We start from the raw sequence: 22,824 nt of genomic DNA, 5'->3' as shown, positions 1-22,824 counted from the left end.
GGGCTATGGGGCCAGCCGCTCGCGCAGCCACGCCCCGTCGACCAGCCGATAGCTCAGCCGGTCGTGCAGGCGTGATTTGCGGCCCTGCCAGAACTCCCAGCGGTCCGGCTGCAGGCGATAGCCGCCCCAATGCGGTGGCCGCGGTGGGCTCAGGCCGTGTTGTGCCGCGGCCTTGGCGGCGTTGGCCACCAGCACCGCGCGTGAGCCGATCACCTGGCTCTGCGGCGAGGCCCAGGCCCCCAGGCGGGAATCCAGCGGGCGAGAGCGGTAATAGGCGTCTGATTCCTGTTCGCTGACCTTGTCGACCCTGCCTTCGATACGCACGACGCGCTCCAGTTCCACCCAATGGAACTGCACGGCGGCGAACGGGTTGGCGGCCAGTTCGCGGCCTTTGCGGCTGTTGTAGTTGGTGTACCAGACGACGCCCTGCGCATCGAAACCCTTGATCAGCACGATCCGGGTCGACGGCCTGCCCTCGGCGTTCACCGTTGCCAATGTCATCGCGTTCGGTTCGGGGACTTCGGCGGCGATGGCTTCATTCAGCCAGTTCGAAAACTGCTGCCAGGGCTCGGCGGCCGAAGCCGATTCGTCGAGCTCGGCGCGCTCGTAGCTTTTTCTCAGGGCGGCCAGGTCATCCATGCCTGCAGTGTAGGGGCTAGGCCTTAGGTGATCGTCCCACTGGAACCGCCGACCCATCGCTCCCATCCTAGGGTCACCACAACAACTTGCGTTTGGGCGGAGCCGAGACGGACTCCGAAGGGACGGTCCAAAGAATGAAGACGCCACCCACCATCATCGTGCTGGGCGCCGGGCGGGGCAGCCGCTACACCGGCGCGCGCCACAAGCTGGCCGAGCCGCTGGGCAACGGTGACAGCAGCGGCGACAGCGTGCTCGGTCGCACCGTGCGCAATGCCTTGGGCAGCGGCCTGCCGGTGCTCGTCGTGACGACTGCCCGCTTTGCCGACGACGTGGCCGGTCTGGTGGCCAAGCGCGACATCGTTGTGCTGGGCGAGAGCGGAGTGCCGCTGGGCGGCATGGGTGATTCGATCGCTGCCGGCGTCGCGGCCCGCCCCGGCGCTGGCGGTTGGTTGGTGATGCCGGCCGACATGCCGCTCGTGCGCCCGGCGACCATGTTCGCGGTGGCGGCCGGCCTGGGGCCGCACCCGGTGGCCTATGCGCAGTACCAGGGGCGGCGGGGCCATCCGGTGGCGTTTGGCAGCGAGCTGTTCTCCGAGCTGGTTCGGCTCAGCGGCGAAGAAGGTGCGCGACGCATCCTGGCGCGCTTCCCGGGGCAGGCGGTGGAGGTCGACGACCCCGGCGTGCTGCTGGACATGGACACCGAAGCTGATCTCGCCAGCCTGCGGGCCCGTCTGGCGAGCGAAAACGCGTCACCGGCCGGGCCATAGCGCCTTTCCATCAATCGCCGGCCAGGCGCATCAGGCGCTCGACCTCGCGATCTCGTATGCCGCGGCGGCGAAGTTCCAACGCGGTTTCACGCAAATACTCCAGCGTCGTGCCATACCGGCCACGCGCATGGGCCAGGATTTGCTGCATCTGGCTGTCACCGAGTCGGCCGGTATGGCCGGGGCTGCTGCGGTGCAGGGTGAAGGCCAATGCATGGACGGTGCCGTGGGGTGTGCGGCAGGCCAGCCAACGCGGGTCGTAGACGCCGGTGGGCATTTCGCGCAACCACAGTTGCCGCAGCTCGGCTTCAGCCCGCTCGGCCGGCACGCGAAACACCGCGCCGTGGCACGAGCCGCCGGCCATCAGCGCGAACACCAGGCCTGGCTGCGCCGGCGTGCCGCGGTTGACCCGCGAGCGCATGCGGAACGCGCGGTGCCAGCCATGCACTTGGGCCGGCACCTCGGCGTCGGTTTCGAACTCTCGCCGCCACAGCAGCGAGCCATAGCCAAAGATCCACAGCGCCTCGCCGCCGCCCCACTCGTGCAGGGTGCGTTCAAGCAACGGGGCTGGGTCACGCAGCGTCAGCGCTTCATGCTCCATGCCTGCAATCTACCGCGCCATCGACTCAGGTTTCCATGTTGGTTTGACCATGTAACCAAGTTACCTGATAATCTGCCCATGGGTTACATCGAACGTTTCCACCTCCGTCGTCTGCCATGAACACTCTGAATCCCGTTCTGGCCCAGGTCACCAAACGCATCCGCGAGCGCAGCGCCACGTCGCGCAGCGCCTACCTCAAACGCGTCGACGCGCTGCGCCAAAGACCACGTGGCGCCGACCGCATGGGCTGTGCCAACGTGGCACACGCGTTCGCCGCGATGCCCGGCGAAGACAAGCTTCGCATCGTTGCCGAGAAGGCACCGCACATCGGCATCGTCACCGCGTACAACGACATGCTTTCGGCGCACCAGCCGTACGAAGGCTACCCGGCGCAGATTCGCGCAACGGCGCATCGCCTGGGCGCCACCGCGCAAGTGGCCGGTGGCGTGCCGGCGATGTGCGACGGCGTGACGCAAGGGTACGCCGGCATGGAACTGAGCCTGTTCTCGCGCGACACCATCGCGATGGGCACCGCGATCGCGCTGTCGCATGACGTGTTCGACGCGGCGCTGCTGCTGGGCATCTGCGACAAGATCGTGCCGGGCCTGCTGATCGGCGCGCTGCACTTCGGCCACCTGCCTTGCGTGTTCGTGCCGGCCGGGCCGATGGGGTCGGGCTTGTCGAACAACGACAAGGCCAAGGTGCGCGAGCAGGCCGCACAAGGCCTGGTGGGCCGTGGCGAACTGCTGCAGGCCGAGCAGGCGGCGTACCACTCGGCGGGTACCTGCACCTTTTACGGCACTGCCAACTCCAACCAGATGCTGCTGGAGGCGATGGGCCTGCACGTGCCAGGCGCCGCCTTCGTCCACCCGCACGCGCCGTTGCGCCACGCGTTGACCGACGAGGCCGTCGCCACGGTGCTGAGCTTGCGCGCCGGCCGACGCGATCTGCCGATCGGTCACCTGGTCGACGAGCGCAGCATCGTCAACGCCATGGTGGCCCTGCTGGCCACGGGTGGCTCCACCAACCACCTGATCCACTGGGTGGCGGTGGCTCGCGCAGCCGGCATCCTGATCGACTGGAACGATTTTTCCGAGCTGTCGTCGGTGGTGCCGCTGCTGGCACGCGTCTACCCGAATGGCAGTGCCGATGTGAACCAGTTCCAGGCGGCCGGCGGGCCGGCCTTCGTGCTGCGCGAGCTGATGCGCGCGGGCCTGATGCACGCCGACGCCGGCGCCGTGGCCGAGGGTGGCCTGGCGCGCTATGCCGAAGAGCCCCGGCTGGAAGGCGAGCGGGTGCGGTGGTCTGCGCTGCCGGCCGAAAGCGGCGACGCGAGCGTGTTGCGCACGGCGGACGACCCTTTCTCGCCCACCGGCGGCCTGGCGCTGCTGCAGGGCAACCTTGGTCGCGCCGTCATCAAGGTGTCTGCAGTGCCGGCCGATCGCCATGTCATCGAGGCACCGGCGCGCGTCTTCGACAGCCAGGAAGACCTGCACGCCGCCTTCAAGGCCGGCGAACTGGAGCGTGACGTGGTGGTTGTCGTGCGCTTCCAGGGCCCGCATGCGAACGGCATGCCCGAGCTGCACAAGCTGACGCCGCCCCTGGCCGTGTTGCAAGGCAGGGGCCACCGCGTGGCGCTCGTGACCGATGGCCGCATGAGCGGCGCCTCGGGCAAGGTGCCGGCAGCGATTCACGTCAGCCCCGAGGCGCTGGCTGGTGGGCCACTGGGCAAGGTGCGTGATGGCGACATGATCCGCCTGGATGCGACGACGGGCAGCCTGTCGGCGTTGGTGTCGGCTGAAGAGTGGGCCGCCCGCACGCCGGCCCAGCGAAGTGATGCCATGGCCGGCGAACATGCCCATGGCCTGGGCCGCGAGCTTTTCGCCGGCATGCGCCGCAACGTCAACACAGCCGAAGAAGGCGCCTGCACGTGGTTATGAAGCCCCCACGCTGCCTCTGGTCGCTGCCCCCCAAGGGGGCTCGCGCAGCGGACCGGCAAAGCCGGCTCCGCGCACGCCGCTTGAAGGCGGCGGCTCCTGCGGAGCGCCGGGGTCAACGGCGGCTCTTAGCTCGAACTTTTGATCACTGAATATGCTGAACACACTTGAGTTGGCCGGCCACGGTCCTGTCATCCCCGTCATCGTCATTGACCGGCTCGAAGATGCCGTGCCGTTGGCGCGTGCCCTGGTCGAGGGTGGCGTGAAGGTGCTCGAGGTGACCTTGCGTACGCCGGTGGCGCTGGGGGCGATCGAGGCGATGGTGCGCGAGGTGCCGGGTGCGATCGTCGGTGCTGGCACGATCCGTTCGGCGGCCGATGCCCGCGCGGCGCGACAGGCGGGTGCGGTCTTCGGTGTCAGCCCGGGCTACACGGCTGACGTGGGCGCCGCATGTCGCGACATCGGCTTGCCGCTGCTGCCGGGCGTGGCCACCGCGAGCGAGGTGATGGCGGCGCAGGCCGACGGCCTGTCGTTCCTGAAGTTCTTCCCGGCGACTGCGGCGGGCGGCATCCCGATGCTGAAGGCGCTGGCCGGCCCGTTCCCCGACGTGGCCTTCTGCCCGACCGGCGGTATCACGCTGCAGAGCGCGCCTGAATTCCTATCGCTGCCGAACGTCAAGGTCTGCGGCGGTTCGTGGCTGACACCGGCCGATGCGGTGAAGGGCGGCGACTGGGGCCGGATCACCCGGCTGGCGGCAGAAGCCGCGGCACTGCGGCGTTAGTTTTCGGCGCGGCCGGCCGCGCCGGCTCAAACCGGCACGGTGTAGTTCAGCGCCATGCGGCCGCCGTCGATGTGCACGATCTCGCCCGTCATGTAGCGCGCTGCATCGCTGAGCAGGAAGCCGACCACGTCGGCTACTTCTCCGGGTTCGCCGAGCCGCTTCATCGGCGTGCGGCCGAGGATGCGTTGCTTCGCTTCTTCGCTGGTCAGCACCGCTTCGCGTGCCAGTTCCGTGGCGATGGTGCCGGGGGCAGCGGCGTTGACGCGAATCTGGTGGTCGGCCAGAGCCAGTGCCATCGCGCGGGTCAGCTGGTTGATGCCGCCTTTGCTGGCGTTGTAGCTGGCGATGCTGGCAATGGCCATCGAGCCGTTGACCGACGACATGTTGACGATCGCGCCGCCCTGGCCTTGGCGCACCATCTGCTGTGCGACCGCCTGGCCGACCAGGAAGGCACCCTTGAGGTTGACGTTGAGCACGGCGTCCCAGTCTTCCTCGGTGATTTCGAGGAAGTCGGCGGCGCGAAAGATGCCGGCGTTGTTGACTAGGCCATCGACACGGCCGAAGGCCAGCACGGTGGCCGCCAACGCCGCGTCGACCTCGCTCTTGCGGGCGACGTTGCAGGGCATCGCTTCGACGCTGGCGCCAGCGCCACGCAGGCGCTGCGCAAGCGCCTCGGCGGCGGTGGTGTTCACGTCCCACAAGGCAACTCTGGCGCCTTCGGCCACGAAGCGTTCCGCGCAGGCGGCGCCGATGCCTTGACCGCCTCCCGTGATCACGATCACGCGGTCGGCCAGGCCGAAGCTGGGGCGGGTCGGAGCGAGGCTGGTCTGCATGGCAGGAACACCGCCGGTGGCGGTGCATTGGCAAAACGAGGCCGGTCAGTGTAGCGGCCGGGTTTGGCCGGCGGGATGGCTTGTCCCTGGGGCGAAAAGGTCAGCGTTTTTCGCGGTCCAGCCAGACCGCCATGCCCTGCGCGTTGAGCTCGATGTCGACCGCCAGCACCTCGGCGATCGCCGCGTCGGTCAGCGCGGAGCCATGCTGGCGAACGCTGCGCAGGTACAGCGCGCGCAGGCCCTGGCGCAATGCCTGGTAGCGCTGCGGATCGTCCCGCAGCGCGCGGCCAAGCGTGACCACTTCGTCCAGTACCTGCAGGAGCTGGCTGCCGAGTGCCTGCACCTGGCCCAGGCAGCCGTAATGCGTCAGGTAGACCGCTGCGGGCGCGGGGGCCAGCAGGCGGCCGATGGAGACACGCAGCGCGTCGGGCTGGAACTGCACCGGCGTCGAGGCAGGAAAGATCCAGGGTTGACCGGCCGCGTTGTCCAGCTCGCGGTACGAAATGCCGAAGGTGTCGCCGGTGAACCAGCCGCGCGAAACCGGATCCCAGATGCAGTGGTGGTGCAGCGCATGGCCGGGGGTGTCGATCAACTGCAGCGTGCGGCCACCGAGCACCAGTGACATGCCATCGGTGCTGGTCTGCACGCGGTCGGCGTCGACGCCGACCAGCTCGCCGTAAGAGCGGTCCATCTCGGCCTGGCCGTAGACGGCGAGGGCGCCTTGGTACAGCGCGCTCGGGTCGATCATGTGGCGCGCACCACGCGGATGGACCAGCAGGCGCGCTTGCGGCAGCGCCTGCATCAGCGGCCCGACGCCGCCGGCATGGTCGAGGTGGACGTGGGTCGGGATGACCCAGTCGACGGCATCGAGCGGCAGGCCCAGCGAGGACAGCGCGCCCAGCAGGCGTGGCAGCGCGTGCCGCGTACCGGTGTCGATGAACGCGGCGCGACCTTCATCGACGAGCAAATAGGCCGCGTCGAAGCGCGGCCTGTGGAAGCCGGTGTCGATGGCATGGACGCCATGACCCAGCGCTTGAAGGAAATCGGCGGCGGGAGAGCTCATCGCTGATTCTCGCCGCCGACGGTGCGGCGTTACTGTGCCAACAACACCGCGTACAGGCGGCCGAGGTCGGCGGCGCCGTCGGTGCCCTGCACGCTGCGCAGCATTTGCTGGCCCTTCGCACGGGTCTTCGGGTTCTGCGCCAGCGCCTGACCCAGGCGCAGCTTGGCGTCTTCGGGGCGTTTCAGGGCATCCTTCGCGATGCCTTGCTGGATCAGCGATGCGCCTTGCTCGGCCTGTCCCATGCTGGTCAGCACGGTGCCCACCTGGACCAGGTCGTTGCCGTCCTTGGCGGCGGTGGCGGCTGCGATGCTCTTTTCGAGGTTCGCGCGGATCTCGGCGTCTTGCTTGATCGCGAGGTCGCGCAGGCGCTTGTGGCGCTCGGCTTCGGCGCCGGTGCCGAGCGCGCCCGACGCGAAGCCCTTGTCGACAACGACCTTGGCTTCGGCGGCATAGCCGCTTTGCAGCGACAACTGGGCCATCTCCATGAACTCTTCGGTCTTGGTCAGGTTGCCGGTGGCCAGCTTCAGGCGCAGCACGTCGAGCGCGAAGCGGTCGGCGAAGCCGGGCTTGCGGGGCAAGCGGCCGAGCAGCGCGTTCCAGTAGTCCTTCTTCGGGTAGTAGGCGACCAGCTTCTCCAGCGTGGCACTTTGCGCGGCGTTGGCGTTGGTGCGCTGGTAGGCGTCGGCCAGGCGCAGCAGATCGTCTTCGGCCGGGCGGCGGCCCGCCTGTTCAGCGGCAGAGACCGCTGCGGCGGAGTCCTTGGCGATCGCGTTGTAGTCGCCGCTTTGCGACTGCAGGTAGCTTTGCAGCTGCTTCAGCTGGGCGCTGTTGGCCCCCAGCTGCTGGGCCCGGTTGGCCCACTGGGTGGCCTTGGCGTTGTCGCGCTGCTGCGAGTAGGCGAAGGCCAGTGTCTCGGCGACCTGGGCCTGTTCACCGCCGCTGAGCTTGCCGGAGTTGAAGACCGATTCGAACGCCTGGATGGCGGTGCCGTTGTCGCCGGCACGCTGCGCGGCAGCGCCGCGCATGCGATCGATCATCAGCTGTTCCTGGGCATTCTTGCCGCCGACGGCGTCGGCTTCTCGAACTTTGGCCAAGGCCTCGCGAGCCTTGCCGGCTTTCAACAATTCGCCGGCCGCTTGAAGCGGCTTGCCCACTTCAGGACGAACGGCCTGGGCTTGGGCCACGCTCACGCAGCCGGCGGCAATCAGGGCCAGGGTCAGGGCACGCAGGGATTTCATAGACATGGGTCCGGATGTGAAAAGGTGTCGCCTTCAAACGCAAACGGGGACCGAACCGCTGACGGCCGATCCCCGGCTGGATGATCGAGCGACGTTCAGTTCGCGAACTGTTCGTTGCCGACGATACCGATCTTGGTGACGCCCAGGCGCTGGGCTTCGGCCATCACCATGGCCACGTACTTGTAGGTGACCAGCTTGTTGGGCTTCAGGTGCACCTCGGGCTGATCGGGAATCTGAGCCGTGCGGTACAGACGGGCCTGCAAGTCGGCGCGGTTCGGAACCTGTTCACCGTTCCAGTTGATCGTGCCGTCGAAGTCGACATCGATGCGGACGACCTCGGGCGGCTTGGTGGGCGTGCTGGGCTGGTTGACCGGCATGTTCATCTTCACCGCGTGCGTCTGCACGGGGATGGTGATGATGAACATGATCAGCAGAACCAACATCACGTCGATCAACGGCGTGGTGTTCATCTCCACCATCATGTCGTCTTCACCGGCGGAGCCAACGCTCATTGCCATGGTGGGATTCCTTTCAGTTCTTGGCCGGTGGTTCAGTGATGAACCCGACCTTCGCGATACCCGCGCGCTGAGCGGCGACGATCAGGCGGCCCACCGATTCATAGCGCACGTTCTCATCACCTCGGATGTGCACTTCGGGCTGGGGTTCCTTGATCGACTCTTTTTTCAGCGCTTCGACAAGGACCTCCATGTCGGGCATCTTCTTGGTGTTCCAGTAGACGTCACCGTCCTTCGACACGGCCAGCAGGATGTTCTCCGGCTTGGTTTGGGTCGGGACGTTGATTTCCTTGGGCAGCGTCAGTTGCACCGACTGCGTCACCACGGGAATCGTGATGATGAAGATGATCAGCAGCACCAACATCACGTCCACAAGGGGCGTGGTGTTGATGGTGGAGTTCATCTGCTCCTCTTCGCTGCCGTCAGCAGCGCCTACGGTCATGGCCATCTCGAGATCCTTCGCTCTATCGCAAGTCTGGGGTGGCAGTTGATCTGCCCGCCGCCAGGGGGAAGGTGCTTCCCCCTGGACGGCGTGGCCCCCATCAGCGCTTGCCGGCCAGCAGCACGTTGTGCAGGTCGCCCGAGAAGGCGCGGACACGCTCCATCGCACCCTTGTTGCGGCGGATCAGCCAGTTGTAGCCCATCACCGCGGGCACCGCGACGGCCAGGCCGAAGGCGGTCATGATCAGCGCTTCACCCACCGGGCCGGCGACCTTGTCGATCGAAGCCTGGCCGGAGATGCCGATCTGCGTCAGGGCGTGGTAGATGCCCCAGACGGTACCGAACAGGCCGACGAACGGCGAGGTGGAACCGACGGTGGCCAGGAACGCCAGGCCGTCTTGCAGGCGGCTGTTGATGTTGTCGACCGAGCGCTGAACGCTCATGCCGATCCAGGTGTGGCGGTCGATCTGCTCGACCAGGCTGCCCTCATGGTGGTCGGCGGCCTTCAAGCCTTGCTCGGCCATGTAGCGGAAGGCGCTGGCTTCGTCCAGCGTCTCGGCACCCTTCTTGACCGAACCGGCGGTCCAGAAGGTTTCTGCTGCGGCCTTGGCGCTCTTCATCAGCTTGGACTGTTCCCACAGCTTCGTGAAGATGATGTACCAGCTGCCCATCGACATGATGATCATGATGATCAGCGTGCCGCGGGCCACGAAGTCACCCTGCGTCCACAGCGCTTCCAGGCCGTAGGGGTTGTCGATCGTTTCCTTCTTCAGTTCGGGCGTGGCCACGCCGGTGGGGGCGGGGGCAGCGGTGTCGGCCGGGGCGGCGACAGGGGCTGAAGCGGCTTCTTGAGCCAGTGCGTCAACCGGGGTGATCGCGACGGCGCCCAACAGGGCGATGCAGGCGGCCAGGAAGGGGGCGCGCACGATTTTCATCAAGGACATGTTTCCTCCAGGGGGCAAGGGGTCAGTGGCGCAACGTCGTGCCGTTGGTGCAACGATCTGCGCCTTAGTGAAAAGAAAAGTTCGGGAGAAGAGGCTTGACTGGATCAGTCAAGCTTCCAGACGTACTCGACGTTCGAGAAGGCGCCCACGGGCTTGCCGTTCTCGTCGGTGCCGGGCTTGAAGCGGCATTGGCTCAGCGCTTCGACGGCGACCTTGTCGAGTTGTCGGTGTTCGCGGGACGAGCCCGACGAGCCAGTGACTTCTGCCTTCACCACGTGGCCCGTTTCGTCGATGCTGAAACGAACGCGGGTGACACCGGTGGCCTCTGAGCGGCGAGCAGCAGCCGGGTATTCGGGCTTCTCGCAGTTGGAGAAGTCGATCTGCGCAGCCCTGGCGACACGAGGCGGCGCGGGCGGTGCAGCCGGCGCAATCGGCACCGGGGGCGCGGGCGCGGTCGGCGGCGGAGCGACGGTGGTGGTGGGGGTGATCGCGGGCGTCTGGATCTGCGGCTGCTGGACCTGGACCTCCGGCGGCGGCATCCACACCGGCGGAGGCGGCATGGTCTTGGGCGGCGGAGGCAGATTTTCCGGCGGCGGCGGCGGCGGCGGCTTGATCTCCTCGATGATCTTGGTCTCGACGGGCTTCATCGCCACCTCGACCACTCGGCGTGCCAAGCCACTGACGAGCGCGTAGCCCAGTAGCACGTGCAGCACGATGACAACGCCGAGCCCGACAGAATGTTTGCCGGGGTTGCGCTGCGCTTCTGCGTAGTCCACTCGTTTCCTCCAGTCGCCGAAGTGAGGCGCTGTTTTCGTCATCAACAGGCAGCCGCTAGGGCCACAGGATCAACGACTATAGCGCGGAGTTAATCACGATCGATATAGGCTTCACCCTAATGATTCACGCCTGAAACTGGATGTTCGCCGCATGGAATGTTCCGGTTGGCGGCCGTGACCGAGTGTTGCAAAGCCATGGCGAAGCCACGCCGACGCTTCGGGCTCCAAAGGCTGGCAGACCGGTCGGCGGCTTCGAAATCTGGGGGAGGCGGGAAGGTACAGCGCGGTTACGGCGGGCCAGAAACGAAAAAGGCCGAAACCGCGGTTTCGACCTCTGGAAGAACAACGCGGGCGTCGGCGGGCCTGATGGCCGCGTCGCGCACGTCGTGTCAGTGGCCGGACTATATATCAGTGTGCGGTTGCCGTCGGGCAGACGGGCGTGCAGTGTCGGGCCATCTGCTGGACAGTTCCTACACGCCGTCGCGACGGCAGCCGACAGCCACGGCATCGACCAGTTCCTACGCTGCGTCTGACATCCAACAGCCTGGAGCGATGCCATGCGCGGACCCCGACATCTTTGGCCGATCCTGCCGCGCCAGTGCGCCGCACAGGGCCTTGCCGAGACGGCATGAGCACCCCTCATCACCGCTTCGCACGTCTGGCCGCAAGCCGAACGCAACCGGCTGCCGGCCGAAGGGGGCCACCATGACGCCGGCCGAACTGTGGTCTGCCGCGGCGGACGTCGATTTCCTCGGCAACTCGCTCGACCGTTGGCTGATGGCCGCTGGCGCAGGTATCGTGGCCTACCTGCTGTTGCGCGTCACGCTGCGCATCGTGCTGCAGCGCTTCAAGCGCCTGGCCGAGCGCAGCGCGACCCGTGTCGACGACGTTGTCGTCGAAGTGCTGGCCGCGACGCGCATGTGGGTGCTGTTCGCGGTGGCCGTGCTGGTCTTCTGCGAGATGCTCGAGCTGTCGCCACGCTGGCAAGGCCGGGTGAGCCAACTCTGGTTCGTGGTCATGGTGGTGCAGCTCGCGTTGTGGGTCAGCCGGGGCGTGGGGCTGCTGCTGAACCGGCACCTGTTGCGTCACGGCCAGCTGTCGCAGGAGGGCGCCAGTGCGACCTTGCTCAGTTGGGGCCTGCAAACGGCGCTGTGGACGACTGTCGTGCTCGCGGTGCTGGCCAACCTGGGCGTGAACATCACCGCGCTGGTGGCCAGCCTGGGCGTCGGCGGCATTGCCGTCGCGCTGGCGGTGCAGAACATCCTGGGCGACCTGTTCGCCTCGCTGGCGATCGCACTCGACAAGCCTTTCGAAGTGGGTGATGCGATCGCCGTCGGCGGTGTGTCCGGGACCGTCGAGCGGGTGGGCCTGAAGACAACGCGCATCCGGGCCCACGGCGGCGAGCAGATCGTGATGTCGAACGCGGACTTGCTCAAGAGCGCGGTCAGCAACTACAAGCGGCAAGAGCGGCGTCGCGTCGTCTTCAAGTTCTCCGTCTCGCTGGAGACCAGCGCCGAGCAGGCGAGGGCAATACCGGACATCGTGCGTGAGGTCATCGAAACGCGCGAGGATGTGACGTTCGATCGCGCTCACCTGCAACGCATTGGCGATGGGGCGCTGGAGTACGAAGTCGTCTACATCGTCCAGCGCGCCGACTACAAGTACTACATGGACCTGCAACAAGAGATCTGTCTGTCGCTGATCGAAAGACTGCAGGCCCTGTCCATCGAGTTCGCTGCGCCCAAGACGGTGCTGGCCATACCTGAAGCGGCGAAAGCCCTGGTCGAACCCCGACCGTTTGCTGTCGCCGGAATGGTCCGCTGAGGGACCTGACCCCGTGTTCCTGCATCCTGTCCACCACGAAGGAGACACCATGATCACCGCCCTCGCCGCTCCGCGCACGCCGTCCGCCACCCGCAGCAGGCCTCGAAACCGCCCGCGCCCCGTCAAGTCCGCGGCGCCGGCGGTCGCGTTCTTCCGCAGCAACGGCCAGACCGGTCCGCTGGACCACGACGCCAGCTCTAAATGCCGGGTCGCCGAGTCGCTGGCCCTGCTGCTGGGCCACGAATTCGTTGGCGAGCTTGACTTGGCCCATCCGCCGACCGGCAGCCTCTACCTGGTGCCGACCGACACGCTGCCGTCACTGGTCGAAGCGCAGCGCCTGGGCATCAGCCGCCCGGACCAACTCTTCGGCGGCGTGGTGCCCCAACCCTTCGTCGCCACCAAGGTCATCTCGCACCCGCTGGTGGCGCCGGGCGCCTGCTCGGTCCCCGGCTGGTCGGCTGCCTACGGCGAGCAGGTGCGCGACGCCGTCTTGCCCGGCTACTCGGTCTTCAGCGCCGACGATGCGCGCCTGGCGGCGCGGTGCTTGTTCGAGGACGGCAGCGTGCGCCTGAAGGACCCCGCCGGCGTGGGGGGCGTGGGCCAATGGGTGATCGACAACCTCGACGAGCTCGACGCGAGGCTGGCCGCGTTCGGCCTGGACAACCTGAGCCGCCATGGGCTGGTGCTCGAACGCAACCTCAGCCAGGTGATCACGCACAGTGTCGGCCTGGTCTCGGTGGGCTCGCACGTGGCCAGCTACTTTGGCACGCAGTCGTTGACGCGCAATCACCGTGACCACGAGGTCTACGGCGGCTCGCAACTCACCGTCTGCCGTGGTGGCTTCGAGGTGCTGCTGAAGCAGACGCTCGCGCCAGACGTGCGCACGGCGGTCGAACAGGCGCTGACCTTCCACCGCGCTGCATCCGCCTGCTTCCCGGGCTTTTTCGCTTCGCGCTGCAACTACGACGTCGCGCAAGGCGTCGACGGGCAGGGCCGTGCGTTGTCCGGCGTGCTCGAGCAGTCGTGGCGCATCGGCGGTGCAAGCGGTGCCGAAGCGGCCGCGCTGCATGCCTTCGCGGCCGATCCCTCGTTGCGCCGTATTCGAGCGTCGACCTGCGAGGTCTATGCCGACGAGTTCAACCTGCCGCGCGGCGCCTGGCTGCTCTACGATGGGCCGGACAACCATGGGGGCCGATTGATCAAGTACGCACAGGTGACGCCGGATGTCGACGCTTGAGGAAACCACACAGATCGCTGTCGACGGGGTCGACATCGCCGGCACTTTCGTCACGCCGGGCACGCTGATTCCCGGCGTGTTGTTCGTGCACGGCTGGGGTGGCAGCCAGGCACAGTACCTGTCGCGTGCGCGAGACGTGGCGGCATTGGGCTGTGTCTGCCTCACCTTCGACCTGCGCGGGCACGCGCAGACCAAACGCCACTTCGAAACCGTCTCACGTGCCAACAACCTGCAGGACGTGCTGACCGCCTACGACACCCTGGTCAAGCGCCGCCATGTCGATCCCGCTGCCATCGCGGTGGTGGGCAGCAGCTATGGTGGCTATCTCGCGACCATCCTGAGCTCGATGCGGCCGGTCAAGTGGCTGGCCTTGCGCGCACCGGCGCTCTACATCGATTCGGGCTGGGAGAGCCCGAAGCTGCAGCTGCACAAGGACCAGGACTTGCGGACATATCGCCAGCGCCTGGTGCTGGCGAGCGAGAACCGCGCGTTGCAGGCCGTTCAGGCCTTCGAGGGCGATGTGATGCTGATCGAGTCCGAGCAGGACAACATCATCCCGAAGACCGTGCTGACCAGCTACCGTGAGGCGGCCACCCATGCCCGCTCGCTGACCTACCGCTGTCTCGATGGCGCCGACCATGGCCTGACCAACGAGGTCGACCAGCGGGCCTACACCAAGGTGCTGGTGGCCTGGCTGAAGGAAATGATCCACGGTGCGCGCCGGGGCGCCGTGGTGCCGCCGGCTGCCGACCGGGGCGTTCATCCGGAGACGCCGCCGCGCTCGCACTGAAGGCTGGTGCACGCAGGCGCCGGCCTTCGCGGCCGGCGCCTGCATGTCATGAGGGCGCTTTCCTACAAGCGCAGCCAGGGTCTGCGGCTAAAAAAGTCGCATGTCCTCGGCGACGCTCCCACAGCCCTTTTTGCTTCGTGTGTTGACGGTCAACACGCACAAGGGCTTCACATTGCTCAACCGCCGCTTCGTGCTGCCCGAGTTGCGGGACGCGGTGCGCGCGGTCAATGCCGACGTGGTGTTCCTGCAGGAGGTGCAGGGCGAGTACAACCATGCGGCCGTGGGCGCCAGCTGGCCGCAGGCGCCGCACTACGAATTCCTGGCCGACGAGATCTGGCCCCAGTTTGCCTACGGTCGCAACGCCGTGTATCAAGGCGGCGACCACGGCAACGCCGTGCTGTCCAAGTACCCGATCCTGCGCCAGATCAACCATGACGTGTCGTTGCCCAAGCACGAGGCGCGCGGCTTGCTGCACTGCGTGCTCGAGCTGCCAGATCGCGGCGAAGTGCATGCGATCAGCGTGCACCTCGGGCTGGCCGAGTCGCACCGGCGCCACCAGCTGGAGTTGCTGTGCGGCATCGTCACCGAGCAGATCCGGGACGAGGCCCCGTTGTTGGTGGCCGGCGACTTCAATGACTGGCGCAACAAGGCGCACCACGTACTCGACCGTTGCGCCGGTCTGCAGGAAGTGTTCGTGCAGGCCCACGGGCGCGCAGCGAGGACCTTTCCGGCGCGCTTTCCGCTGCTGCCACTGGACCGCATCTACGTGCGCAGCGCCCGTGCCCACCGGCCGATTGCGTTGCCACGCTTTCCGTGGTCGCACCTGTCCGACCACGCCCCCTTGGCTGCGGAGATCATGTTGTGAAAACTCGTTGGTTCAGCGGCAACCGAGTCGACCTGCTGGAAAACGGCGAAGCCTTCTTTCCGGCCGTGTTCGACGCCATTCGTCATGCGCGCCGCGAAGTCATCCTCGAGACCTTCATCGTCTTCGAAGACAAGGTCGGCCAGGAGCTCCATGAGGTCCTGCTGGCGGCCGCGCGCCGTGGTGTGCAGGTCGATGTGCTGGTCGACGGTTTCGGCTCGGCCGACCTGTCGCCGGCCTACGTCCAGAGCCTCACCGCCGTCGGCGTGCGTGTGCGCACCTTCGATCCCGCCGTGCGCGTGCTGGGCTTTCGCTTCAACGTGCTGCGCCGCATGCACCGCAAGATCGTGGTGATCGACGGCGAGCGCGCGTTCGTCGGAGGTATCAACTATTCGGCCGATCACCTGGCCGACTTCGGCCCGCAGGCCAAGCAAGACTACTCGGTCGAGCTGGTCGGGCCGATCGTCGGCGAGATCCATCGTTTCGTGCGCACGGCGATCCACGACCCGGTGGGCGATGTCATCAACGCGGGTCATGGCCTGCGCGCCGCCTGGGGTCGTTGGCATCCGCATGGCCCACAGCAAAGCGCCGAGCGAGCCGCGGTAAATGCCGGCAGCGCCGACGCACTTTTCGTCAGACGCGACAACCTGCACCACCGCAACGACATCGAGCGCTACTACTGCATTGCCGTGCGCCGCGCGCGCAAGCAGGTGCTGATCGCCAACGCTTACTTCTTCCCGGGCTACCGCTTGCTGCGCGAGTTGCGCCGCGCGGCCGGGCGTGGGGTCGAGGTCAAGCTGGTCCTGCAGGGCGAGCCGGACGTGCCGATCGCCCGCACTGCGGCGTCGACGTTGTACGACTACCTGCACGGAGGTGGCGTGAAGATCTACGAATACTGCGAGCGGCCGCTGCACGGCAAGGTGGCGGTGATCGACGACGAATGGTCGACGGTCGGCTCCAGCAACCTCGACCCGCTGAGCCTGTCGCTCAACCTCGAGGCCAACGTCGTGCTGCGCGACAAGCCGTTTGCACAACACCTGCGCACGCGGCTCGAGCATCTGATCGAGCGCAGTTGCAAGCAGATCGAGGTGCCTGCCCACAAGGGCTGGGTCTGGTGGGCGCAGGTGCGGGGCTTCGTCGTTTTCCACTTCCTGCGCCGCTTCCCGGTCTGGGCTTCGCATCTGCCGGCCCATGCGCCCAAGCTGGAATTGCTGGCGCAGCCTCATGCGCACTCGCCTGCACGCCCTCATGCACATGCGACCGGGAGCTCGCATGCGCGCTGACGCGGTCGTGAGCCCTCCGCCCGTGCCGCCGCCGGAGGCGCCCACGGGCCTGACAGCCAAGCCCTGGTGGCCGGCGGCGCAGCGCGCGTTCTGGACGCTGTGCCTGCTGGTCACGGCCGTGCTGCTGGTCGAGATCGGCCGCCACTGGGACTGGACCAACGCCATGGGGGCGTTGCGCAGCCTGCCGTTGACGGCGCTGCTGGCGGGCGTGGTCTTCGCCGTGCTCGGGCACCTGCTCTATGCCAGCTACGACGTGCTCGGGCGGGAGCCTGATCCCAAGGTGGCCGGCGCCGGCGCCGCCGTGCCTTCGCGCTGGGTGCTGGCGGTCGGTTTTGTCTCATTCGCCTTCAAGCTCAACCTCGGTACCCTGCTCGGCGGGGTCGCCTTGCGCTACCGCCTCTACACCCGCCTGGGCATGACGGTGGACGAGGTCACCCGCATCCTGGCCGCCAGCGTGCTGACCAACTGGCTGGGCTACGCGGGCCTGGCCGGGCTGCTGCTGCTGTGGCGCCCCCCCGAGCTACCGCCCGGCTGGGCCTTGGGCGACGTCGCGCTGCAGGTGCTCGGCGTGTGCCTGCTGCTGTTGGCCGTGGGGTATGCCGCGGCCTGTCACTGGGCCGAAGGCCACCAGTGGCGCTGGCGCCGGCATGTGGTGACCTTGCCGTCGTCGCGGATGGCCCTGGCGCAGTTGGGCTTGTCGGTGCTGCACTGGACCCTGACCGCGGCCGTCTGCTGGGCGCTGCTCGAACAGCGTGTGGATTACGCCAGCGTGCTCAACGCGTTGCTGGTGTCGGCGGTGGCCGGCCTCATCACCCACGTGCCCGGCGGCTTGGGCGTGCTCGAAGCCATCTTTCTGGCCTTGCTGAAAGACCGTGCCGACCAGGCCGACCTGCTGGCTGCGATGCTGGGCTACCGGGTCATCTTCTACCTGCTGCCGCTGGTCGCGGCAACGCTGCTTTTCTTCGTCATCGACCGGCATCGGGTCACGCCCACCCGTACCGCGACGCCGCGCCCGGCGGCCAAGAGCAGGAGGTCCGAATGAGCCATCACCATCAAGCCGTCGCTTCACCCGACGCGCACCCAGCCAGCGTGCGCGTTGGCAGCCAGCGCGTGTCGCACCCGGACCGGGTGATCGACCCCAGCACCGGCCTGACCAAGCTGGACTTGGTGCGCTATTACGAAAGCGTTGCCGAACTCATGCTGCCGCACCTGCAAGGCCGCCCGGTGGCCCAGGTGCGGGGGCCGCAGGGTGTGCGCGGGCCCTTGTTCTTCCAGCGTCACGATGCCCATGCGGACGACGAAGAGGCGCCGCTCAAGATCAGCTCCGCCGATGCGTTGCTCGCCGCCGCGCAGCTCAACGTGATCGAGTTCCATACCGGCAATGCCCGCTTCAGGACTGCCGACAAGCCCGATCGCATCGTCTTCGATCTGGATCCTGGCGAAGGCGCGGCCTGGTCGCAGATGCAGGAGGGCGCGCGGCTCGTACGCTCGATGCTGCAGGAGTTGGGCCTGCAGGCCTGGCTCAAGACCAGCGGCGGCAAGGGGCTGCACGTGGTGGTGCCGATCGCCAGCCGTTGGCCGGCCGACTCGTTGCGGGCGTTCTCCAAAGCCGTCGTCGACCACCTCGCGAAGACCCTGCCGCAGCGCTTTGTTGCCAAGAGCGGCCCGCGCAATCGTGTCGGCAAGATCTTCATCGACTACCTCCGCAATGGCAGCGCAGCGACCACCGTCGCTGCCTTTTCGGCGCGCGCGCGGCCAGGGCTGGGCGTCTCGATTCCGGTGGCCTGGGAGCAACTTCCCGAGCTGACCAGTGGCGCGCACTGGACGGTGCAGACGGCGGGTGATCACTTGGCGGTCGAGAAAGTCGATCCCTGGGCCGACTACGCCGGCAGTCGGCAGTCGCTCGGTGTCGCTGCCAAGACCCTGGGCCTGAAATTTGCCCCGCGATCGCGAAGCCGGGCGTAGCCGGGGGGCTGCGCGACATCACGAGAGGGACTCGGCATGTGCGACGACAACGATCTTGAAGGCGTGCGACTGTGGTTCTACGGCGGCACGCCCCCCTTGGGCGACATGGGCCAGGAGGACCCGGAAACGCATGCGACTGCCGGTTGCCCGTGGGCCCGCGGCTGGGCCGCGGCGCGGCGCGGTGATCCGGCCGCCGATGCGGCACCCGAACTGGCCGCTGCCTGACGTCGCCTGAACCCGCGCCCGGCAGCGGGCGCACCGCGCCTTCTTCGTCATCCGGGCGCGCGAGCAAGGGCTGAGCCTGCGGCGGGCCCCGTGCCTGCGATACGCTTGCAGGCTTCTCGCCACCGCGGGGCCCCGCCTTCCATGCCTGCTCGCCGTTCTTCGCTGTCCTTGCTGCGTGGTTATCTGCTGGCCGTGCTGATCACGTTGCTGGCGTTCGGCCTGCAATGGGTGCTGCGGCCCTGGCTTGGCCACCGGGAACCGTTCATCGTGTTCCTGCCGGCAATCGCGCTGGCCGCGGCGATCGGCGGGCGCGGCCCTGGCCTGTTGCCGCTGGGTACAGGCATTGCCAGCGCCGCGTTGTGGTTGCCGCTGGTGGGGCCGAACGGGGCCAGCGACGACCCCGCGGATTGGCTGTCGCTGCTGCTGTTCTGCGCACTTGGGGCCTTGTTGGCCGAGTTGGGCTCCATCATGCGCCGCACCGGAGAGCGCGCGTTGGCGGCCGAAGAGCGGCTCGTCATGGCGATCCAGGGCACCGGCATCGGCGTCTTCGACATCGACCTTGTCGCGGAGACTGCCTACGTGTCGCCTGCGCTGGCGCGGCTGGTCAACCTGCCGGTGTCGTCCAGCGCCGTGCCGTTGCCTGAATGGCTGGCCCGCACGCCCCCCGAGCTGCTGGCCGAGAGCCGACGCTACCTGACCGAGAAGTTCCGCGCACGCTCGCGCGGCTACGAGCGCGAGATTCGCGTGCTCCAGTCCGACGGCTCGCCGCTGTGGTTGTTGCTGCGCGTGCACCTGACCTGGGTCGAAGACCGTGCCGTGCGCTTGCGCGGGGCTTGTGTCGACATCACGGAGCGCAAGGCGGTCGATTCACAACTCAGCCGCGCGAAGGCCGAGCTGAGCCAGCAGGTCGACGACCTGGACCAGCTGCACGAGCTGAGCAGCAACCTGCCGGATGCCGGCACGCTGCGCGAGCAACTGCAGATGGTGCTGGTGACGCTGGCGCGCTTCCACGGCTGCGGCCGTGGCTTGGTGTTCCTGCTCGAGCCGCAGGGCCGGCGCCTGTGCCTGGAGGCGAGCATCGGCTTCAGCGCCGAGACCCGGGCCCGCCTGGCCAGCGTGGCGCTGGGCGAGGGCGTGAGCGGTGTGGTCGGCGCGCAGCGCGAGCGTGTGGTGGTGCCCGATACCGAGGTCGACCAACGGTTCGCGGGCCTGCGCGACATGGCGCGGCAAGAAGGTTTCCGCGCGGTCCACAGCACGCCGCTGCTGAGTCTGCAGGGCAACGTGCTGGGCGTGCTGTCGGTCTACCTGGACCAGCCGCGCGAGCCGACCGAGCGCGAGTGCGCGCTGGCCGACATCTGCGCCCGCAAGGCGGCGGTGTTCAGCGAACGGGCCCGCGCGCAAGCCGCGCTGGAGGAGTCGCAAGGGCGCTTTCGCGCGGTGCTCGAGACCTCGGCGGTGCCCTTCATCGTGCTGACGCCGCTGCGCAATGAAGCCGGCGAGATCGTCGACTTCAGCTGGAACTACATGAACGGTGCCGCCGCGCAGTCGCTGCAACGCACGCCGACCGAGTTGTTGGGCCGGCCGCTGGCGGAGGTGTTGCCGAAGAGCTGGGCCGACAGCGATGCCTTTCAGCAGTACGTGGCCGTCGCGCGCGACCGGCAGACACGCGAGTTCGAAGCCCGCACCCGGTTGCGAGGCGGGGAAGGCTGGGTGCACTGCATTGCTTCGCCGATGCGTGAGTCGGTGGCCGTCTGGTTCAACGACATCACCGACCGCAAGAAGAACGAGCAACTGCTGCGTGAGGCCGACCGGCGCAAGGACGAGTTTCTCGCCACGCTGGCCCATGAGCTGCGCAACCCGCTGGCGCCGATCCGCCAGGCGGCGCAGCTGTCCACAGCGTCGAACGCAACCGATGCCCAGAAGCGCTGGAGCCAGGAGGTCATCGAACGCCAGGTGCAGCACATGGCGCTGCTGCTGGACGATCTGCTGGACGTCTCGCGTATCACCCGCGGCGTGTTGCCGCTGCGCAAGACAGGCACCGAGCTGTCGGCGGTGGTGGCGAGTGCCGTCGAGACCGCGCGGCCGGCCATCGACGGCATGGCCCACCAACTGGTGATCGAGCTGCCGCCGGATCCGGTGCATTTCGAGGCTGACCCGCTGCGCCTGGCGCAGGTGGTGGCCAACCTGTTGACGAACGCCGCCAAGTACACCGACCGCGGCGGCCATATCCGGCTGTCCGCACAGCGGCAGGGTGGCGACATTCAGATCGAAGTCAGCGACGATGGCATCGGGATCGCGCCCGGTTCGATGCCCGAGGTGTTCCGCATGTTCTCGCAGCTGCAGTCGACCGGCGAGCGATCGAGCGCCGGGCTGGGCATCGGCCTCGCGCTGTCCAAGGGCCTGGTCGAGCTGCATGGCGGCAGCATCGCGGTGCACAGCGCCGGGCCAGGTGCCGGCAGCACCTTCACCGTGCGGTTGCCGGCGGGCGATGCGGCGGCCGATGCTCGACAGCCGGCCGGTTCATCGGCGTCGACAGCAGCCGCGCCGCGCAAGGTGTTGATCGCCGACGACAACCGCGATGCCGCCGACAGCCTGGCCGCGCTGTTGCAGCTCGAAGGCCACGAGACCCGCCTGTCGTTCGACGGCAACGAGGCCTTGTCGACCTGGCAGCGCTTCGACCCCGATGTGTGCCTGTTCGACATCGGCATGCCCGGGCGCAACGGCTACGAACTGGCGCGCGCCATCCGCGGCCTGCCGGGGGGCCACCGGCCGGTGCTGATCGCGATCACCGGCTGGGGCCAGGAGAGCGATCGCCACCTGGCTTTGCAGGCCGGCTTCAACCACCACCTGACGAAGCCGGTGGACCCTCAGCGACTCACGGCGCTGTTTGGATGACCCGCCACGCGACGGGGCAGGCACGCGGTTTGCCATCCCGTGATGCTGTGCCGCGTAATGGCACCTCACGGAGCATGGTGATGATCAAGCACTCCCCTCCGCAGCCCGCCAGCGCGTGGCTGGCGCTGCTGGCCTGCCTGCTCGCCGTCGTGCCCTTGGCCGGCTGTGACCCCCGGCCCAAGGACGTGCCGCGGCCGTCCGACCCCGACCGCAACCTGCCCAAACCCATAACGATGCCCGACACCAAGGCGCCAGACGGCGTGCCGGCCTCTGCGGCGCGGCCCTGACAAAAACGCCGCGTCGCCCCCCGGTTCGTTCCATTAGGGATAGTTCCTCCCCAGTGGCTGACACAGGGCGATACAAACATGACGACGCCGATCGAATGATCTGGCGACGCGCGCCGGTTTCATAATCGGCCAGAACTGCAGCTTCGCGGGAGGACCGCTCTGAACCACGTGCTCATTGTTGACGACGACGTCGATTCCGCAACCTCGTTGCGCGACCTCGTTGCCACCGAGAACTTCTCCGTCGCACTGGCCCACACGCTGCGCGATGCGCGGCGGCAAATCGCCTTGCAGCCGCCCGATCTGGTGTTGCTGGACCTGCAGCTGCCCGATGGCAGCGGCCTGGACCTGTTTTCCGACCCCGACCTCGTCGCCAGCTCCGAGCTGGTGCTGATCACCGGCCACGCGAGCCTCGAAACCTCGATCGAGGCGCTGCGCCTCGGTGCGGCCGACTACCTGGTCAAGCCGATCGTGATGCGCCAGCTGCAAGGCGTGCTGTCGCGCTTCATGAAGCCGGCCGCGTTGAAGGCCGATGTCGCGCGCATGAATGCCGGCCTGGTCAGCAAGGGCCACTTCGGCCACTTGTGGGGGCAGGCGCCGCCGATGCTGCGCGTGTACGAGCAGATCTCGCGCGTGGCCGGCACCGCGGTGACGGTATTCATCACCGGCGAGAGCGGCAGCGGCAAGGAGGTGGTCGCGCAAACCGTGCATGACCTCAGCCGGCGGCGCAAGCAGCCGTTCCTGGCGGTGAACTGCGGCGCGATCTCGCCCAACCTGATCGAGAGCGAGATCTTCGGCCACGAGAAGGGCAGCTTCACCGGCGCCGACCGACAGCATCTGGGCTTCTTCGAGCGCGCGAATGGCGGCACGCTGTTCCTGGACGAGATCACCGAGATGCCGCAGGAACTGCAGGTCAAGCTGCTGCGG

Annotated in this window: 23 protein-coding genes; 14 read left to right on the top strand and 9 right to left on the bottom strand. The window is 67.6% G+C overall.

From position 1 onward, the window contains the following. Positions 1–3: 3 nt before the first annotated feature. Positions 4–639, bottom strand: a complete 636-nt coding sequence (gene pdxH / locus VFY73_RS20660) for a pyridoxamine 5'-phosphate oxidase (RefSeq protein ID WP_329722321.1) — start codon at positions 637–639, stop codon at positions 4–6. 134 nt (positions 640–773) lie between these two features. On the opposite strand from pdxH, the gene VFY73_RS20655 reads away from it, so the two are divergent. Then, positions 774–1,406 carry a nucleotidyltransferase family protein gene (locus tag VFY73_RS20655; RefSeq protein ID WP_329722319.1) on the top strand — a complete coding sequence of 211 codons (633 nt, stop codon included), beginning with the start codon at positions 774–776 and terminating at the stop codon, positions 1,404–1,406. A 10-nt stretch (positions 1,407–1,416) separates the two neighbouring features. On the opposite strand, the gene VFY73_RS20650 is transcribed toward VFY73_RS20655, so the two are convergent. Beyond that, on the bottom strand, positions 1,417–2,004 hold the full coding sequence (locus VFY73_RS20650) for a gamma-glutamylcyclotransferase (protein WP_329722317.1): 588 nt from the start codon (positions 2,002–2,004) through the stop codon (positions 1,417–1,419). Positions 2,005–2,120: 116 nt separating this feature from the next. Between VFY73_RS20650 and edd the strand changes: the two genes are divergently transcribed. Both edd and eda read left to right on the top strand, forming a co-directional pair. After that, positions 2,121–3,944, top strand: a complete 1,824-nt coding sequence (edd, locus tag VFY73_RS20645; protein WP_329722315.1) for a phosphogluconate dehydratase — start codon at positions 2,121–2,123, stop codon at positions 3,942–3,944. A 151-nt stretch (positions 3,945–4,095) separates the two neighbouring features. Beyond that, positions 4,096–4,722 (top strand): bifunctional 4-hydroxy-2-oxoglutarate aldolase/2-dehydro-3-deoxy-phosphogluconate aldolase, encoded by a 627-nt coding sequence (gene eda / locus VFY73_RS20640; RefSeq protein ID WP_329722313.1) that lies wholly within the window; start codon positions 4,096–4,098, stop codon positions 4,720–4,722. Positions 4,723–4,748: 26 nt separating this feature from the next. On the opposite strand, the gene VFY73_RS20635 is transcribed toward eda, so the two are convergent. From VFY73_RS20635 to VFY73_RS20605, 7 genes are all read right to left on the bottom strand, one after another. Then, on the bottom strand, positions 4,749–5,555 hold the full coding sequence (locus VFY73_RS20635) for an SDR family NAD(P)-dependent oxidoreductase (RefSeq protein WP_329722311.1): 807 nt from the start codon (positions 5,553–5,555) through the stop codon (positions 4,749–4,751). A 100-nt stretch (positions 5,556–5,655) separates the two neighbouring features. Then, positions 5,656–6,618, bottom strand: coding sequence for an MBL fold metallo-hydrolase (locus VFY73_RS20630; protein ID WP_329722309.1), 963 nt, complete (start codon positions 6,616–6,618; stop codon positions 5,656–5,658). Between the two features lie 29 nt (positions 6,619–6,647). Continuing rightward, positions 6,648–7,862: a hypothetical protein gene (locus VFY73_RS20625; protein WP_329722307.1), complete on the bottom strand. Its 1,215-nt coding sequence runs from the start codon at positions 7,860–7,862 to the stop codon at positions 6,648–6,650. Positions 7,863–7,951: 89 nt separating this feature from the next. Next, positions 7,952–8,374, bottom strand: coding sequence for a biopolymer transporter ExbD (locus VFY73_RS20620; RefSeq protein ID WP_329722305.1), 423 nt, complete (start codon positions 8,372–8,374; stop codon positions 7,952–7,954). 13 nt (positions 8,375–8,387) lie between these two features. Then, positions 8,388–8,819 (bottom strand): biopolymer transporter ExbD, encoded by a 432-nt coding sequence (locus VFY73_RS20615; protein ID WP_329722303.1) that lies wholly within the window; start codon positions 8,817–8,819, stop codon positions 8,388–8,390. Between the two features lie 94 nt (positions 8,820–8,913). Beyond that, positions 8,914–9,756: a MotA/TolQ/ExbB proton channel family protein gene (locus VFY73_RS20610; protein WP_329722301.1), complete on the bottom strand. Its 843-nt coding sequence runs from the start codon at positions 9,754–9,756 to the stop codon at positions 8,914–8,916. Positions 9,757–9,860: 104 nt separating this feature from the next. Next, positions 9,861–10,532, bottom strand: coding sequence for an energy transducer TonB (locus VFY73_RS20605; RefSeq protein ID WP_329722299.1), 672 nt, complete (start codon positions 10,530–10,532; stop codon positions 9,861–9,863). Between the two features lie 705 nt (positions 10,533–11,237). Between VFY73_RS20605 and VFY73_RS20600 the strand changes: the two genes are divergently transcribed. The 11 genes from VFY73_RS20600 to VFY73_RS20550 form a co-directional block, all read left to right on the top strand. Then, positions 11,238–12,356, top strand: a complete 1,119-nt coding sequence (locus VFY73_RS20600; RefSeq protein WP_329722297.1) for a mechanosensitive ion channel family protein — start codon at positions 11,238–11,240, stop codon at positions 12,354–12,356. Positions 12,357–12,405: 49 nt separating this feature from the next. Then, positions 12,406–13,593, top strand: coding sequence for a DUF3182 family protein (locus tag VFY73_RS20595; protein ID WP_329722295.1), 1,188 nt, complete (start codon positions 12,406–12,408; stop codon positions 13,591–13,593). Continuing rightward, complete coding sequence (locus VFY73_RS20590) at positions 13,580–14,383, top strand: alpha/beta hydrolase family protein (RefSeq protein WP_329722293.1); 804 nt, start codon at positions 13,580–13,582, stop codon at positions 14,381–14,383. The genes VFY73_RS20595 and VFY73_RS20590 overlap by 14 nt, the downstream gene beginning before the upstream one ends. Before the next feature lie 100 nt (positions 14,384–14,483). After that, positions 14,484–15,248, top strand: a complete 765-nt coding sequence (locus VFY73_RS20585) for an endonuclease/exonuclease/phosphatase family protein (protein ID WP_329722291.1) — start codon at positions 14,484–14,486, stop codon at positions 15,246–15,248. Next, positions 15,245–16,528 carry a cardiolipin synthase ClsB gene (gene clsB / locus VFY73_RS20580; RefSeq protein ID WP_329722289.1) on the top strand — a complete coding sequence of 428 codons (1,284 nt, stop codon included), beginning with the start codon at positions 15,245–15,247 and terminating at the stop codon, positions 16,526–16,528. The genes VFY73_RS20585 and clsB overlap by 4 nt, the downstream gene beginning before the upstream one ends. Before the next feature lie 7 nt (positions 16,529–16,535). Then, the gene (locus VFY73_RS20575; RefSeq protein ID WP_329722287.1) at positions 16,536–17,570 is read left to right on the top strand and encodes a lysylphosphatidylglycerol synthase domain-containing protein; all 1,035 of its coding nucleotides are present in this window, start codon (positions 16,536–16,538) and stop codon (positions 17,568–17,570) included. Then, entirely contained in the window at positions 17,567–18,493 is a 927-nt protein-coding gene (gene ligD, locus VFY73_RS20570) for a non-homologous end-joining DNA ligase (protein WP_329722285.1), read from the top strand. The genes VFY73_RS20575 and ligD overlap by 4 nt, the downstream gene beginning before the upstream one ends. Positions 18,494–18,529: 36 nt before the next feature. Further along, positions 18,530–18,718 carry a hypothetical protein gene (locus VFY73_RS20565; RefSeq protein WP_329722283.1) on the top strand — a complete coding sequence of 63 codons (189 nt, stop codon included), beginning with the start codon at positions 18,530–18,532 and terminating at the stop codon, positions 18,716–18,718. 141 nt (positions 18,719–18,859) lie between these two features. Next, positions 18,860–21,613, top strand: coding sequence for an ATP-binding protein (locus tag VFY73_RS20560; protein WP_329722281.1), 2,754 nt, complete (start codon positions 18,860–18,862; stop codon positions 21,611–21,613). 80 nt (positions 21,614–21,693) lie between these two features. Continuing rightward, on the top strand, positions 21,694–21,900 hold the full coding sequence (locus VFY73_RS20555) for a hypothetical protein (protein ID WP_329722279.1): 207 nt from the start codon (positions 21,694–21,696) through the stop codon (positions 21,898–21,900). 159 nt (positions 21,901–22,059) lie between these two features. Beyond that, positions 22,060–22,824: sigma-54-dependent transcriptional regulator (locus tag VFY73_RS20550; protein WP_329722562.1), on the top strand; the 765-nt coding region annotated here is incomplete at its 3' end.

The sequence above is a fragment of the Ideonella sp. genome (genome assembly GCF_036277275.1).
Classification (GTDB): Bacteria; Pseudomonadota; Gammaproteobacteria; order Burkholderiales; family Burkholderiaceae_C; genus Ideonella.
The sequence above is the reverse complement of the archived record's forward strand: the minus strand, read 5'-3'. Positions and strand labels throughout refer to the sequence as shown.

Coding starts and splice junctions, on each gene's coding strand:
- pdxH (WP_329722321.1), bottom strand. CDS start 639: ATGGATGACCTGGCCGCCCTGAGAAAAAGCTACGAGCGCGCCGAGCTC.
- VFY73_RS20655 (WP_329722319.1), top strand. CDS start 774: ATGAAGACGCCACCCACCATCATCGTGCTGGGCGCCGGGCGGGGCAGC.
- VFY73_RS20650 (WP_329722317.1), bottom strand. CDS start 2,004: ATGGAGCATGAAGCGCTGACGCTGCGTGACCCAGCCCCGTTGCTTGAA.
- edd (WP_329722315.1), top strand. CDS start 2,121: ATGAACACTCTGAATCCCGTTCTGGCCCAGGTCACCAAACGCATCCGC.
- eda (WP_329722313.1), top strand. CDS start 4,096: ATGCTGAACACACTTGAGTTGGCCGGCCACGGTCCTGTCATCCCCGTC.
- VFY73_RS20635 (WP_329722311.1), bottom strand. CDS start 5,555: ATGCAGACCAGCCTCGCTCCGACCCGCCCCAGCTTCGGCCTGGCCGAC.
- VFY73_RS20630 (WP_329722309.1), bottom strand. CDS start 6,618: ATGAGCTCTCCCGCCGCCGATTTCCTTCAAGCGCTGGGTCATGGCGTC.
- VFY73_RS20625 (WP_329722307.1), bottom strand. CDS start 7,862: ATGTCTATGAAATCCCTGCGTGCCCTGACCCTGGCCCTGATTGCCGCC.
- VFY73_RS20620 (WP_329722305.1), bottom strand. CDS start 8,374: ATGGCAATGAGCGTTGGCTCCGCCGGTGAAGACGACATGATGGTGGAG.
- VFY73_RS20615 (WP_329722303.1), bottom strand. CDS start 8,819: ATGGCCATGACCGTAGGCGCTGCTGACGGCAGCGAAGAGGAGCAGATG.
- VFY73_RS20610 (WP_329722301.1), bottom strand. CDS start 9,756: ATGTCCTTGATGAAAATCGTGCGCGCCCCCTTCCTGGCCGCCTGCATC.
- VFY73_RS20600 (WP_329722297.1), top strand. CDS start 11,238: ATGACGCCGGCCGAACTGTGGTCTGCCGCGGCGGACGTCGATTTCCTC.
- VFY73_RS20595 (WP_329722295.1), top strand. CDS start 12,406: ATGATCACCGCCCTCGCCGCTCCGCGCACGCCGTCCGCCACCCGCAGC.
- VFY73_RS20590 (WP_329722293.1), top strand. CDS start 13,580: ATGTCGACGCTTGAGGAAACCACACAGATCGCTGTCGACGGGGTCGAC.
- VFY73_RS20585 (WP_329722291.1), top strand. CDS start 14,484: ATGTCCTCGGCGACGCTCCCACAGCCCTTTTTGCTTCGTGTGTTGACG.
- ligD (WP_329722285.1), top strand. CDS start 17,567: ATGAGCCATCACCATCAAGCCGTCGCTTCACCCGACGCGCACCCAGCC.
- VFY73_RS20565 (WP_329722283.1), top strand. CDS start 18,530: ATGTGCGACGACAACGATCTTGAAGGCGTGCGACTGTGGTTCTACGGC.
- VFY73_RS20560 (WP_329722281.1), top strand. CDS start 18,860: ATGCCTGCTCGCCGTTCTTCGCTGTCCTTGCTGCGTGGTTATCTGCTG.
- VFY73_RS20555 (WP_329722279.1), top strand. CDS start 21,694: ATGATCAAGCACTCCCCTCCGCAGCCCGCCAGCGCGTGGCTGGCGCTG.